This is a genomic window from Microcoleus sp. BROC3 (assembly GCF_036702515.1).
In the GTDB taxonomy this organism is placed as follows: Bacteria; Cyanobacteriota; Cyanobacteriia; order Cyanobacteriales; family Microcoleaceae; genus Microcoleus.
In genome coordinates this window covers 98877-113683 of the sequence record NZ_JAUBTQ010000009.1, presented here as the reverse complement: position 1 = coordinate 113683, position 14807 = coordinate 98877, and the positions used below count along the sequence as shown (strand labels likewise).

The following is a 14807-nucleotide window of genomic DNA, read 5'->3' as shown; positions in this document are numbered from 1 at the left end:
CGCCTCGCTTGCCTCTTGAAAGCCCGACTGGGGAAATTTTTATTGTTAAATTGCGCTCAATACTAAATGATAAACTGGCAGAGTCAAGCAGCATACCAACTTATTTTAGACAAAATATTAATTATGCGCCCGAGTGCAAATATTGCAATATTTCGGTTGGCGATTTCACTTCTGACTGGGCTCCCGATCGCTTGCTTTTATGCAAATAAAGCTATATCCCAAACTTCCGATATTTCTCAGTTGCCAGCCGCCGCTGACAACTCAGCAGATCCGGGCAACGAAGTATTAGCACTGCAAAAACTGGAAATCAAGCAAAATGAAACTGCCACAAATTTAAATCAACTGCCCGATTGGATCGAGGCCAACCCTCAACCAGAAACACAATCGAACCCGGCCCAGAACACGCAAGATGCCTGTTCCACAATCGATGAAACTGCTTGTGGTGCAGGCATCTTGCCCGAACCAAAAAATCTGGTTGACAGCGATCCCCAATGTCACAACCAGCTAGATTGCAATCCTGTTTTAGCCCAGAACCCGCAGACGCCACCGGGAAACCTCCCGCCCGACTTAAACCGCAATCGAGTACCAGATCCGCTGTTACCGTCGCCGCCGACTCAGCCAGATCCAAATCGCGATCGCTTTCTGCAACCGGCCCCGCAGCCTTCGCCAGAACCTCCCCAAGTACCGCCAACAGTAGCGCCTAGCCCCCCGTCGCCAGTACCCCCAACCCTGCCGAATACAGCAATTGAGGTGCAGAAAATTCAAGTTGTTGGTAGCACGATTTTAAGCCAAGACGAAATTAATACCTTAGTCAGCCCGTTAGAAGGCCGTTCTACCACCCTAGAACAGCTCAAACAAATCGCCGACAAAATTACCGAAATTTATCTCAATCGTGGCTACATCACTTCGAGAGCAGTCTTGCCGCCCCAAACTATCACCGCAGGGGTAGTCCAAATTCAAGTTATCGAAGGCAAGCTAGCCCGAATTGAGGTAGAAGGAACTAAAAGATTGCATCCAAGTTACATCCGCAGCCGGATTCGACTCGGGGCGGGAATGCCTTTAAGCACAGCTTCATTAGAAGACCAACTCCGGCTGCTGCGAGTCGATCCTTTATTTGACAATGTAGAAGCCAGTCTGCGGGCTGGGGAGAATGAAGGCGAGAGCATTCTGATCGTCCGAGTCTCGGAAGCTAATCCGTTTCAACCTAGTTTCAGCATTGACAATTACTCGCCTCCCAGTGTCGGTTCCGAAAGATTGGGAGTTAGTTTGCGGCACCGCAATATAACGGGAAATGGTGACGAACTGGCAGCGGCTTATTACCGATCGCTCGGCGATTCAGACGTGTTCGATTTCAGCTATCGCCTGCCACTAAATGCGATGAACGGTACTTTGCAATTGAGGGCGGCACCGAACCGCAACAGTATCGTACAAGAACCTTTTGACAGTTTTGACATTTCGGGAAAATCGCATTTATTTGAAGTTAGTTACCGCCAGCCGCTGCGGAGAACGCCGATCGAAGAATTTGCCTTGTCTGCGGGTTTTACTTATCAGACAGGCAGAACTTTTCTCGCTGGCGACCCCACTTCTTTTGGCATCCGCGAGGAGTCCAAGGGTGTCAGCACCACGAGCGCAATTAAGCTGGGACAGGACTACATTCGGCGCGACCCGCAGGGCGCTTGGGCCGTGCGATCCCAATTTACGATCGGCACTAGCTTGTTTGATGCTACTCAATACGAAGGTTCCGATCCCGACGGACAATTTTTTAGCTGGCTGGGTCAAGTGCAGCGAGTACAGCGATTGAATGACAAACATTTATTAATTTTGCAGGCAGACTTGCAGTTGTCAGCTAATAGTTTGTTACCTTCCCAGCAATTTGTAATTGGCGGCGGACAATCTTTGCGCGGCTACCGCCAAAATGTCCGTTCTGGCGATAACGGCTTCAGAGTTTCCCTCGAAGATCGGATTACTTTGCAGCGCGATGCTTCGGGAAATCCCAAACTACAATTAGCTCCTTTTTTGGATGCGGGTACTGTATGGAACGTTGCGAACAATCCTAATAAATTAACCAATCAAACATTTTTAGCAGGTGTGGGTTTGGGCGTAATCTGGGAACCGATACAGCGGGTGAACCTGCGCGTAGATTACGCTTTTCCTTTGGTGAGGATTAGCGATAAGGGCGACAATCTGCAAGATAACGGCATTTACTTCAACATAATTTATACACCCTAAAATGAGCGAGTTGCTGCTTTGCTACCCATATAAATTGTCTGTTATGGCAGAGGGGATATGGGAAGAGTGGGGGAGTGGGAAAGGAAGAAAATATGGCGCTGCTCAATAGCGCGATCGATCGTTGAGGAATGGGGACATCCTAGAATTTGAAAGTTTGACCTCAATTCATAGCACCATTATGCAACCCATTTTTTTACACTCTATTACTGCCGACTTATCTTTTTTGATACTACTACGATCGCTATATAATGTAAAAATGTAAATTTTTCTCGAATGGATATCCTTTACTGCCTCAAAGGAAATGAACCGCTGTTGCTGGACGATCGACAAAAGATCTGGATTATCAAAACTGGTCTAATAGCATTGTTTGCCACTAAAGTCAAGGATAGTTTGGTTAGTGGCGATCGCCAATATTTGTTCGATGTGGGTGCGGGCGAAGCTTTATTTGGTGCCGCGCTGCGGGAAGAATGGGGGCTTTTGGCGGTGGCGATCGAACCCACAGAACTATACCAAATTAACACAGCAGATTTGGTTGCGCAGGTAACAGTTGGTGAAGAAAATGCAATTGGGTTAATGAATGGTTGGGTAAACCGTTTAAAGAAGACATTCAGCCCGGAATACACAGCGGCGTTCGCTTCGCAGGAATTATCCTTGATAAATTCCGGGAGTGCTGCTTCACTGCCAAACATTTTAGCCGATTTACATACCGATTTATTCAATTATTTGAACGGGCAGGAGTTGCACAAAACAGAGGCGGCTTTTCGACAACTTAAAGAAAGAGAAGAACTGAATCTAATCGCAGTCAATTCTGCCCTTTCTAAATTAGCGGGTGTGGTAAAACCGCAGCAAGAAACGGTATCCTTCCAGCAAGGAATTCCTTTGTTAATTGCGGCGGGTGCAGTGGCAAAAGCGATGGGAATAACGATTAGTCCTCCGACGCAGTTGGAAGAAATCAAATCTGTAAAAGATTCGGTGGAGGCTGTAGCGCGTTCCTCCCAATTTCGGATTCGGATGGTGGTGTTGGAGGATGGCTGGTGGCGAAGAGAATACGGCCCTGCTTTAGCTTACACAATAGCAGGGCATCCGGTGGCTTTGTTAGTTGTTGGTAACGGTTACGTTTTGTTCGATGGAGTAACTCAAACTCGGACGAAGGTGAATGAGACGGTGGCGGCGACTTTGGCACCGCAAGCTTACCAGTTTTACCGACCGTTACCTAGTGTTATTAATAATGTATTGCCCTTGTTACAGTTTGGCTTCAAAGGGTATGAAAAAGAAATCGCCAGCATTGTGGTGGTGGGAATTATTGGTACCCTGCTGGGGATGGTGGTGCCGCAGGCGACGGGAATTTTGGTGGATAGTGCGATTCCAGATGCCGATCGCAATTTATTATGGCAATTAGCGCTGGCATTGTTGGCGCTGGGTTTGGGAAGGTCAGCGTTTGGGATGTCTCAAGGGATTATGGCGCTGCGAGTGGAGAACAGCGTTGATAGTTCGTTGCAAATGGCAATATGGGATAAACTCCTGGGATTGAGTCCGGCTTTTTTTCGGGAATATGCTTCCGGCGACTTGCTCAACCGCACCTTGTCGGTGAACCGAATTCGTAAGATACTGTCGGGGGGAACGCTACGCACTTTGATGAGTGGAGTGTTCGGTTTGCTGAATTTGGTGCTGATGTTTGTTTACAGTTGGCAACTGGCGTTTGTGGGGGTGGGGATAGCTTTGCTGACAACCGCAGTCACGTCTGTGGTTAATTTTTTGGTAATCCGCAATTTGCGACGGCTGCAAGAATTGGATGGCGAGATTAGCGGGTTGGTGGTACAACTCATTAATGGGGTGGCTAAGCTGCGGGTGGCGCAGGCGGAAGACAGGGCGTTTGCAGCTTGGGCCCAAAAGTACGGCGATCGCATGAAGTTGGAAGCTGGTTTGCAACGCCTTCAAGATAGAATGGGCGTGTTTAACGAGTCGCTGTCCTTGGTGAGTTCGGCAGTTTTGTATTGGTTTGGCGTACTGTCGATTCAGATGGCGCAAGCTAATGACGGTAGCGGGTTGACGACGGGTACGTTTTTGGCTTTTAATTCGGCGTTGGGGATTTTTAGCGGCGCTGTAAGCAGTATTAGCAGTACCGTGACTGATATTTTGGGAATTGTGCCGCTGTGGGAACGGGCAAAGCCGATTTTGCAAACGAAACCGGAGTACGAACTTCATAGAGTAAATCCGGGTCAGTTGCAGAGTGGGGTGGCTTTGGAGGGGGTGACTTTTCGCTATCGGGATGAGGGATTGCCTGTACTTGATGATATCACTCTGCGTGCCCAAGCCGGTGAATTTGTGGCGATCGTCGGGCCGTCGGGAAGTGGGAAGTCAACGATAGTCCGGTTGTTGTTGGGATTTGAAACGCCGAATTCGGGAAGGGTTTGTTACGATGGCAAAGATTTGGCGGAGTTAGATTTGGTGGCGGTGCGAAGGCAGTTGGGGGTGGTGCTGCAAAACGGTCGCATTGGTAGTGGTTCGATTTTTGAGAATATCGCGGCTGGGGCGTTGGTGTCGCACGAAACAGCTTGGGAAGCGGCGCGGATGGCGGGTTTTGCTGAAGATATCGAGCAAATGCCGATGAAGATGCACACGGTGATTAGTGAGGGGGGAACTAATCTTTCGGGAGGGCAAAAGCAGCGGTTGTTGATTGCGAGGGCGTTGGTGAATCAGCCGAAAATTATTGTGATGGATGAGGCGACGAGTTCGTTGGATAACCGCACGCAAGGGATTGTGGTTGAAAGTTTGGATAAGTTGAAGGCGACGAGGATTGTAATTGCCCACCGATTGAGTACAATTCGCCATGCGGATCGGATTTATGTTGTTGAAGCGGGGCGGGTGGTGCAGGTGGGGACGTTTGAGGAGTTGGTGCAGCAAGAGGGTTTGTTTGCACAATTGGTGGCGAGACAAATGGAGTGAAGAAGGCAGAAGGCAGAAGTTTATTATGCGATCGCAACTTTATTGTTTCTCTGTCAGTTGGGTAAGTCGTCAACCTAAACCAAAACCAGCTAGCAAGTCTTGCTAAGGATCGCGAATTAAATAACTTACAATTTTAACTGTTATTGTGGGATGGGCGTCCCGCCCGTCTTTTTTGGACGGGCGGGACGCCCATCCCACTTTCAAGAGTGGAAGTTATTTAATTCTCATTCCTAAGGAAGTAAGTTGCTAGCTGGTCAACCCTCTTTGGGGTGAAAAATTTTGAGCGATCGCGCAACCTGGTTTCCTGACACTCAGCGAGTGCCAAGTATCAAAATGCGAAGGAGGTTCCTCGAATCATGCGATCGCCACAATCGACATACCAGATTACCCGGCTAAAATCCCCGTACCACGGCAATAAGAGTTCTCTATTTATGCCAAAAGACATAAATATTACTGTTTAAATTGATACTTTTTTATATCTATGGGTAAATTTCACGCAGGATGTAATGATGCAAAATTAGTAATTGTAAATGATGCTTTATCGCAATCAAAACAAACACAACAAAATTTGAAGGAGAATTTATGTCTAACATTGAAATCGCTGGTATCCAATCTAACCTCATTGAAGAATTGGATGATGCAGATTTAATGGCAGTGGTAGGTGGCAGTCTTCTTAGTAATGTTGGTGGTATCGCCACAGGACCTGGCAACGACAGTCAACCAACATCATCTACGGTCGTATTCCTAGGAAATACTGTTGCTGGCTTGGGGACTTTAATAAGCGATAATGTAGCTGGTTTTGCAGAGGGAGCTTTACAGGGCGTAAACGCAACAGTAACAGGTATTACAGGCTAAGTAATTTAGAGGGTGTGAATATCATTACTTCATTCCGCAATTATAATACTTAGCACTCTCTGAACTACCAAAAAGGACTGGAGTTAGCTTTTAACTCCAGTCCTTATTTTTTTTGCTTTGTATAAGTACGCATATTTTGCACTATGTCAATTTGTAAGTCCTAATAATCGAAAAATTGAATATTGCCAAGAACTTTATGAAATTATTTACGCCAAAATATATTTTAACTACTTCAGTTCCTCAATTCTTTAGGTTTGAACAATTAGCCACTACTTACCGAACAGAGGTTCTAGCAGGTGTCACGACGTTTATGACTATGGCTTACATTTTGGTTGTGAATCCCAGAATCTTATCAAATGCTATATTTATCAATCAGCCTGGTGATTTGTTCAATCAGCTTCTGACTACCACTGCCATTTCCTCGGCGATCGCAACCGTCCTCATGGGACTATTAGCTAATTACCCCTTTGCCCTCGCTCCCGCAATGGGTCTAAATGCTTTTTTTGCTTTCTCAGTTGTGTTGGACTTGCAGATGAACTGGCGGTTGGCGCTAACATCCGTCCTCATCGAAAGCTTAATTTTCACTTCGTTGATTCTATGCAATATCCATGTCCAAATTATTAAAGCGATTCCAGCTTCCCTCAAACACGCCACGGTAGCGGGTATTGGTTTGTTCATCGCCTATATTGGTCTTTCTGGTGTTCCTGAACCTCCCACTCTCGGAGCAGGTATTATTGTTGCTAGTAAAGCGACCTTAACAACTATTGGCTCCTTCAGGCAACCAGCTACTTTACTCTCCGCTTTTGGTTTATTGCTGACCGCTACTTTGGTAGCACGTCATGTTAAAGGAGCGATATTATGGGGTATTTTCGCTACAGCGCTGTTAGGTTGGATACTAGGCATTGCTCCCTCTCCTGAAAAAATTATTGCCCTACCTGAATGGCCGCAAGACTTGATCGATCAAGCATTTACAGGTTTGAATTACCTTACACCCAAGCAAATCTGGAACTTTGTGTCTGTCACACTTACCTTTTTATTTGTAACTTCTTTCGACACCATTGGCGCACTTACTGGTTTAGGACAACAGGCTGGTTACATCAACGAAAATGGTGAATTGCCTCGCGCTACTAAATCTTTGTTGGCGAGTGCTTTAGGCACAACCTTTGGGGCATTGATGGGCACTTCTCCATGCGCGACCTATGTGGAATCTGCCTCCGGCATATCTGAGGGAGGACGGAGTGGTTTCACATCTGTGATAGTAGCAGCCCTGTTTCTGCTTTCTGTATTATTTACTCCCTTATTTGCAGCAGTGCCTGCTTTCGCTACAGCACCTGCATTGATTATGGTGGGTTTTTTGATGATGAGTAGCGTGCAAAACATTAATTGGAAAGATCCAGCAGAAGCAATTGCTGCATTCCTAATTCTTCTCACTATGCCCCTTACTTACTCTATTGCAGAGGCATTGGCAATTGGTTTCATTATTTACCCTTTGATTAAAATTTCTCAAGGACTGGCTCATAAAGTGAATAAAACTGCATATTTTTTAGCAGCTATCTCTGTGTTTCACTTCGTACTAAGGAGTTAAATGGTGGTGCTAACATCAATAATGCTCCTCTCAGCACACCACTAATAGATATATGGAAGTCCTGTACCGCCTCAAAGAAAATGAACGACTACTGCTAGATGACCCCGAAAAGGTTTGGGTTGCGATCGGTGGAAAATTGTTTGGCGTTGCTGATTCACGGTATGAATCAACTTTTCGCTTGATGTTACAAAACTCACCCTCAAGCGGGCTTATAGCAATTGGGAAATCTGGAATCCATACCTGTATTCAGCAAACCCAAAAAATCGAGTCAACAGTCAACACTCAACAATCATTCAGTTTTTCGACGGACTGTCAACAATCATAAGGAGTGCAACATGAATTGATATTATTTAAGCGAAATACGTATTTTTATCATTGACAAATACGGCAATTTACCGTTATCTACACTTAAGACTCTATCCCTAGAAGCCCGACTTCTCTAAAAAATCGGGCTTCTAAAAATCATCCTTCGCTGCTAAGCAAACGCACATAACTTCCCCCTTGGGCCCACAACTGCTCGTGAGTTCCCCGCTGTACAACCAAACCCTGCTCCAGTACAATAATTTCATCGCAATCCCGAATCGTACTGAGTCGGTGGGCAATCACAACACAAGAACAACCGCGCCGTCGCAAATTTCGGTCTATAATCAACTCAGTTTGAGCATCCAGGGAACTGGTTGCCTCATCCAACACCAACACCGCCGGATTTCTCACCATGGCGCGGGCAATTTCCAATCGCTGGCGCTGTCCCCCACTCAAATTCATTCCCCCTTCAATCAGCTTCGCCTCGTATCCTCCCGGCAATGATAGAATCGTTTCGTGAATCGCTGCATCCTGACAAGCCTTTACCAAATCCGCTGGCGCTACAGTCGAATCCCACAAAGTGAGATTTTCCCGCACAGTTCCACCAAACAGAAAGATATCCTGTTCCACCATTGCCAAAGCAGAAGTTAAAACTGAACGCGAAATCTGTTTTCTGGGTGTACCATCAAACAAAATCTCTCCCGACCAAGGTTGGTAAAGACCGCAAATTAGCTTAGCAATGGTAGACTTACCAGAACCGCTAGTCCCCACAACGGCCACTCGTTGACCGGGCTTCAAACTCAAGCTAAAATTTTCAATCAAGGGCTTTTCCACCCGACTGTAACCAAAAGTGATATTCTGCAACTCCACATAACCTTGTAAGCCAAAGGTGATTGGTGATATCAATTCCGGTTGCACCGTCAGGTGATTGTTGACTGTTGACTGTTGACTGTTGACTGTAGAAGGAGGGGTCGAAAAACTGAATGGTTGAGTGTTAACTGTTGACTCGATTTTACGATTCCGATGCAACCGGAAACGAGATGATTGGTGAAGAGAAAAAGTTGTTCCCTTTTTTTCCTTTTCCCCTTCTCCCCCCCTCTCCACTTCTGCATCAACCGGATTTTGCAATACATCATCGAGGCGGTTCAAATCCGCTTCCAAATCTTGCAACAAACTGCCAAAATTAATTAAACTGTCGATCGGCCCCAAAAAACCAGCCATTAAACTCTGGTAAGCAACCAGCATCCCCACACTCAGCGTCCCGTCCATCACTTTCAAGCCGCCGACTATTAATATAGAAGCTGTCATCAGCGACGACAGCAGCGTGGGTAAGATTGTCAAAACTTGAGATTGTAAACCTAAATCCTGCTGTGCGTTCAGCGCTTTGGCATAGTACCCGGCGAACTTGGCAAACGAATCCGACTCCAGACCAGAAGCTTTTAGTGTTTCGATCGTTTGAATGCCTGCGATCGCCACTCCGTTCACCTTACCATACTCCTGCGCCAGCTTGAGATTCGCATCCACCCGCGTCCGCAACATCAACTGTAGGGCGAAGAAATTAATCGAGGCAAAAACAAGGGCTATTCCTGTCAGCAGGCGATCGTACTGCAGCATAATTAAAAAGTAAAACACCATCATCACCGTGTCGATGATAGTTTTACCCAAAGTACCCGAAAGTATCCCCGCAACCTTGTCATTCAGCGACACGCGACTGCTAATTTCACCCGCAAACCGCTGTGCGTAAAACCCAACTGGCAAACGCAAAATGTGCCAGACAAACTGCCCCGACATCGTTACCGACAGCTTTAACATCAGATTCCGCAAATAGGTAAGTCGCAGGGAAGCGAGAATACCCCTGAGTACCGCCGTGAGAACCATTCCCAGCACCAAAGGCTGTATCCAATCAAGGCGTTCGGAAACCAAAATTTCATCCACGAACACTTGGGAAAAAGCAGACACCGCCAAGCGAGGAACGGTGAGCAAAAACCCCGCGAACAGGCAGAATAAGATGGTACCCCAAGAGTGCCGCAACCGCGACACTAAAGCAGCGAGAGTGTTTCTTTTTTTACCGCCCTGTTGAAAAGAAGGGCCAGGTTCCATTACCAGGATAACCCCTGTGTAAGCGCGATCGAACTCTTCGAGGGAAACCGTTCGCCGTCCCGTAGCGGGGTCATTGAGATAAACGCACTTTTTCCCGAACCCCTCTACTACCACAAAGTGGTTAAAATTCCAAAATACAATGTAGGGTGAGGGAATGGTTTTGAGTTTTTCCAACTGCGCCTTAAACCCTTTGGCATTTAAACCATAGTTCCGCGCTGCTTTGACGAGATAAAAAGCACTAGAACCATCTCGCGACACGCCGCACTCCCGCCGCAGTTCCGCTAGCGGGACAATGCGCGAGTAATATCCTAGAATAATGCCCAAAGCAGCAGCGCCGCATTCTACAACCTCCATTTGCAAAAGCGTGGGAGTGCGAACGCGACGGGGTAGAAGCCGGCGCAGAATACTCGAAATCATCGCTGTCTTTTGTTAAATTTCAATACACACCAGTCCAAGAGCGAAACATAGGAATAATATAAGAAATCGGAGCCACTTCTCCTACTTTGACCCGAACTAATGTAGTAGTACCTGATGAAAGTTTTAACTCAGGCCCCTTGGAAGAAGACCAATTATAACCACTCTTTGTAGTTGCATCTTCTTGCAATTGAACAAAAACTTGCACTCTGGCACCATTCTGACCGGCCAGACTTTTCGCTAACTCTTCATTGCCAACAATTGCAGCAATTTCCTGAGTTGTCACCGGAAAAGGAGAAACCTTCGTTACTACCCCAACAATACCACCGTAGCGCTCGCGCTTGACAACGCTGGGCGTAACTTGTACATTCATACCTTGTTTAATTTGTTTACCATCTTTATCCGCCAAATAAACAAGACTTTCCAGTTTGACATTAGAATCTTCTGCTTCAATTATTCCCAGACGGGTGCCAGCGCCCACAATTTGACCCGGAATAACGCTGGTTTCTAAAACATACCCATTATGTTTGCTGATAACTTGACTTGACTGAGCCAATTGCACTTCTAGTTGAGAAATTTTGTCTTTTATTACTTGGGTTTGATTGGTTTTGTCAATGGACTTTTCTACGTCTTGTTGAACCAGTTGGCCTTTTTGGGCTTCGATTTCCTTGATTTTGGTTTGGAATTCGTCAATTCTATTTTGAGCTTGTAGGTATTCGCGCTCGGCATTAGTTTTTTGGACTTGGATTTCTTGTAAGTTGGTTTGGAATTCGTCAATTCTATTTAAGTTTTGCTGGTATTCCCGTTCTGTATTGATAACTTGAACATCAATTTCTTTAAGAGCATTCTTGATCTCATCAACTTTATTGAGATTTTGGAGATATTCCCGTTCGGTATTGGTTTTCTGAACATCAAGTTCCTTAAGTTGCGTGTCGATATCCGACACTTGCGTCTGCGCGTTCAACAATTCCTGTTCCGACTGCAACAGCACATCCTGACTGACGATTTTTTCTTCAAACAAACCACGACGAGTTTCTACCCGCTGTTGCAAAGTTTTTAGCAACGCGCTAATTTGTTGCTTTCGCTGCAGAAGACTTTTGCGTTTTTCTGCCAGTGCTGCGAGAGTTTGTTGGCGCAGCACTGGCGTAACTTGCTCTCGACGCACACTTTCTTCCAGACTTTTACGCTTTTGTGCAAGTGCGGTGAGAGTTTGTTGGCGCAGCACTGGCGTAACTTGCTCTCGGCGCACACTTTCTTCCAGACGAAAGCGTTTTTGATCTAGTGCTTTGAGCGTTTCTTCTCGCAGCATTGGTGCGAGTGACTCCCGACGCAAACTTTCTTCTAAGTCTTTCTGCTGTTGCTGAAGCGTTATCAATTGTAGCGCTATCTGCTGCTTTTGCAGAGCTAAGGTACTTTGATTCTGCTGTTGCAGTTGGGCTAACTTGGCTTTCTCTAACTCTAGTTGTTTTTGAAGTTGAGACTGATCGATCGTAGCGAGTACCTGCCCTTGCTTAACTCTATCTCCCGGCTTAACATTGATGTTGAATATTTGGCCTTCCTTAGGCGCTTGAAATTGTACCATATGACGGGGACGAATCAATACGCCAGCACCCGTAACAGTGAGAGGAATGCGCCCAACTACACTCCAAACGCCAGCCCCAAGAATTAAACAGCCCATCGAAACCAAAGGCAACCAAGTTTGGGGGCTGACTACCCGCATTAGTTTGTCGAGTTGTTCGGGTGAGGAAAGGCGCTCAAGCGCTTCTTCACGGAAGAGTTTGTTGCCTGGAGGCATACATTTTTTTGTGTTTGCTTAGCTAGTGATGTTTTCTATAGTAAGCTTTAAAGTTCCACTATACTTTACCTATTGGTTTCACCCCAAAAGCCCTAATTTGGCGTTGCTGAATACAGGTATGAATTCAAGATTTCCCAATTGCTATGGGCCTGCTTGAGGGGGAGTTTTGTAACATCAAGCGAAAAGTTGATTGATACCGTGAATCAGCAACGCAATTTTCAGACGACCGAGCTTTGAACTCATCGGAATATCCTTGGAGGGCTGTTTCAAAATCCACAAACTGACGATCGCAATCTACACAAATGTGATGAGTGTTTACCTCGCATCTTTCTGTTATTACGGATGTGTTTGGAACAGCATTCAGGACATTGCATGACTGTTTGACCTCCATTTATAGCACCATTATGCAACGCCGAAAATATTTCCTTCTTGCTTCTTCCCTCTTCCTTGTTCCCTGTTCCTTCCACATCCGATATTAATCGCCGATTTCCCCGACAACCTCCGCAGCAGCCAGAGTTTCGAGCCAGAGTTTGAGCAGCAAGAGCTCCGCCCGATCGCCCAACACAGTCGCAAACACGCCGTCAGCCTCCTCAGACGCCCCAGAAATCCACGTACCGCGCAGAGTCACTTCTACAAAGTCAGCATCAGCAACACAAAGGGCGATCGCATCGTTGTCGTTTCGGCGGGCCTCAGATTCCAACAGAGACAGCGCTGGCAAATTCGCGGGCAGCAAAAATGCCGCAGTGCTCGGTTCGACGCTGATGCTTTGACCAACTCGCATAGCCAGCACAACTCGCAGCGCCACTAACTGTTCGGGAGATTGAGCCAAACGCTCGAGGTTAAAGCCCGTTTCAGTGTAAGTCAACTTCAGCATATTGACAGCCCTAAATTTGGAATTGAAAGTTTAAAATTGGTAATTGAAAATTGGCGATCGGGAATTGGTAATTGGGAATTAGGGCAGATTTTAGATGAGAATTACGCATCAATCTAAAATCTAAAATCTAAAATCTAAAATTCTTCCCATTCCCTATTCCCCAATTTGGTATTCGTGCCAAAACAGTTCTGCAAAAGCAACAGTGGGGTGTATGGGGGCCTTCGGCTTAGTTCGCAGAGACATTCCAGCTTCTACGGGAGTTCGATCGCCCTTACGGGAGTTGCACCGTTCGCAAGCAGTCACCACGTTGTCCCAAGTATGCGGGCCGCCCTTCGATCGAGGCATGACGTGATCCAGCGTCAAATGCCGGTTGCTACCGCAGTATTGGCAAGAATGAGCGTCGCGGCGCAGAACTTCCCGGCGATTGACCGGGGGCACTTTCCACAGGCGTTCCCTGTTACCAAAAGTCAAGCGGATTTGTTCGGGTACGTGGATGCTGCTGCTGGGCGATCGTACCAGCCAGCCGTTGCCAATGCTAAAATCCAGAGGTTCAGCCTTGCCTGTTACCAAAAGTACGATCGCCCGTTTGATGTTGACACGGCTCATCGGTAGGTAATTCTGAGAAAATACCACCACAGATTGCCTCAATACATCAGTTACTACGGTCACGGCTTGCTCCTCCTCGTCAATTTTGGATTTTAGATTTTAGATTTTAGATTTTGAATTTTGAATTTTGGTTGCTTCGTCAGCATTGGCTACATCTGATTTTTTGCCAGTTCCCCAAGCCGATCGAATTTATCAAATATCAAATCAAATGCCCCCGCTTCTCTTACTTAGAAGCGGGGGCTAGAAAAACTGCGTTCATGCAAATTTTCATCCTGTCTTGGTACAGTGAGTTTAGCTGTACCTCCCGCTTCGCGTCTCTCGATATGGCTGTGCCACTTGCAGACCGTGCCGGTCTACCTCGTTGTAATGAATTTCTGCAATTTGTCCTAATCCACTATAACCGTGTTTATTTATGCCCTGGCCCGCCCACGAAGTCGCTGCAACAGTCGCAAAACCCGTGCTAAAGACGTGTCGTAACGACTCGGAGCGACCCGTGGGGCGATCGCACTTCAGTTGATAGGTGGAGTAAGTGGGGAGAAATTTCAAAGTCGGCAGAAAGTGGTAAGAGACCTTTAAATCTAGCTTTAAACATACTACACTGATATTACACATATGTCCACCCGTCACGGAGAAAAATTATGCATACCCTACCTAGAACCTCAACCACCGAAATGGAAGTCACCAGCATTCGACTAGAAAGAGAGCTCAAGGAGAGACTCAAAGAACTCGCGGGCAATCAAGGCTATCAAGCTTTGATTCGAGATTTGCTCTGGAATTACGTGCAGCAGAAGTCTGGAGAGTATCGCCAGATGTTTTCTCGATCGGATATTCGAGCCAGCATTAATGCCACAGCACAGCAGGAGGAACGCTGCGCCCTTACAGGAGAGTTGATTCGACCGGGCGGGCCGATGTTATTAGGCCTGACAATGCACGGCGAAATGGTGCCGCTGAGTATCGGGAGTATGGCGGGATTAACCAGTTTACCCAATTTGTAAGAGCGATCGGCCTGGGGCCTTCACCCCAGGCGCTGAAGATCGTACTATTTTAGATTTTAGATTTTAGATTTGGGAATGGGTTATAAGATAAGGGTTTGGATCGCT

At 46.5% G+C, this 14807-nt stretch carries 9 protein-coding genes; 5 read left to right on the top strand and 4 right to left on the bottom strand.

Annotated elements, in window-relative coordinates:
* Positions 1-66 precede the first annotated feature (66 nt).
* The 4 genes from QUB30_RS08175 (at position 67) to QUB30_RS08160 (ending at position 7615) form a co-directional block, all read left to right on the top strand.
* A complete protein-coding gene (locus QUB30_RS08175; RefSeq protein ID WP_333331682.1) occupies positions 67-2229 on the top strand; it encodes a ShlB/FhaC/HecB family hemolysin secretion/activation protein in 2163 nt (720 codons plus the stop codon).
* Positions 2230-2502: 273 nt separating this feature from the next.
* A complete protein-coding gene (locus QUB30_RS08170) occupies positions 2503-5175 on the top strand; it encodes an NHLP bacteriocin export ABC transporter permease/ATPase subunit (protein WP_333331679.1) in 2673 nt (890 codons plus the stop codon).
* 582 nt (positions 5176-5757) lie between these two features.
* Positions 5758-6030 (top strand): hypothetical protein, encoded by a 273-nt coding sequence (locus tag QUB30_RS08165; protein ID WP_333331676.1) that lies wholly within the window; start codon positions 5758-5760, stop codon positions 6028-6030.
* A gap of 175 nt (positions 6031-6205) precedes the next feature.
* A complete protein-coding gene (locus QUB30_RS08160) occupies positions 6206-7615 on the top strand; it encodes an NCS2 family permease (protein ID WP_333331673.1) in 1410 nt (469 codons plus the stop codon).
* A gap of 462 nt (positions 7616-8077) precedes the next feature.
* Here the strand turns inward: QUB30_RS08160 and QUB30_RS08155 are convergent, their stop codons facing one another.
* The 4 genes from QUB30_RS08155 to QUB30_RS08140 form a co-directional block, all read right to left on the bottom strand.
* Positions 8078-10435: an NHLP family bacteriocin export ABC transporter peptidase/permease/ATPase subunit gene (locus tag QUB30_RS08155; protein ID WP_333331671.1), complete on the bottom strand. Its 2358-nt coding sequence runs from the start codon at positions 10433-10435 to the stop codon at positions 8078-8080.
* 19 nt (positions 10436-10454) lie between these two features.
* Positions 10455-12227: an NHLP bacteriocin system secretion protein gene (locus QUB30_RS08150; RefSeq protein ID WP_333331668.1), complete on the bottom strand. Its 1773-nt coding sequence runs from the start codon at positions 12225-12227 to the stop codon at positions 10455-10457.
* A 475-nt stretch (positions 12228-12702) separates the two neighbouring features.
* Entirely contained in the window at positions 12703-13101 is a 399-nt protein-coding gene (locus tag QUB30_RS08145; RefSeq protein ID WP_333331665.1) for an alr0857 family protein, read from the bottom strand.
* Between the two features lie 153 nt (positions 13102-13254).
* A complete protein-coding gene (locus QUB30_RS08140) occupies positions 13255-13770 on the bottom strand; it encodes an HNH endonuclease (protein ID WP_172189167.1) in 516 nt (171 codons plus the stop codon).
* Positions 13771-14345: 575 nt separating this feature from the next.
* On the opposite strand from QUB30_RS08140, the gene QUB30_RS08135 reads away from it, so the two are divergent.
* Positions 14346-14702 carry a ribbon-helix-helix domain-containing protein gene (locus QUB30_RS08135; protein ID WP_333331662.1) on the top strand — a complete coding sequence of 119 codons (357 nt, stop codon included), beginning with the start codon at positions 14346-14348 and terminating at the stop codon, positions 14700-14702.
* Positions 14703-14807: the final 105 nt, after the last annotated feature.

Coding starts and splice junctions, on each gene's coding strand:
- QUB30_RS08175 (WP_333331682.1), top strand. CDS start 67: ATGATAAACTGGCAGAGTCAAGCAGCATACCAACTTATTTTAGACAAA.
- QUB30_RS08170 (WP_333331679.1), top strand. CDS start 2,503: ATGGATATCCTTTACTGCCTCAAAGGAAATGAACCGCTGTTGCTGGAC.
- QUB30_RS08165 (WP_333331676.1), top strand. CDS start 5,758: ATGTCTAACATTGAAATCGCTGGTATCCAATCTAACCTCATTGAAGAA.
- QUB30_RS08155 (WP_333331671.1), bottom strand. CDS start 10,435: ATGATTTCGAGTATTCTGCGCCGGCTTCTACCCCGTCGCGTTCGCACT.
- QUB30_RS08150 (WP_333331668.1), bottom strand. CDS start 12,227: ATGCCTCCAGGCAACAAACTCTTCCGTGAAGAAGCGCTTGAGCGCCTT.
- QUB30_RS08145 (WP_333331665.1), bottom strand. CDS start 13,101: ATGCTGAAGTTGACTTACACTGAAACGGGCTTTAACCTCGAGCGTTTG.
- QUB30_RS08135 (WP_333331662.1), top strand. CDS start 14,346: ATGCATACCCTACCTAGAACCTCAACCACCGAAATGGAAGTCACCAGC.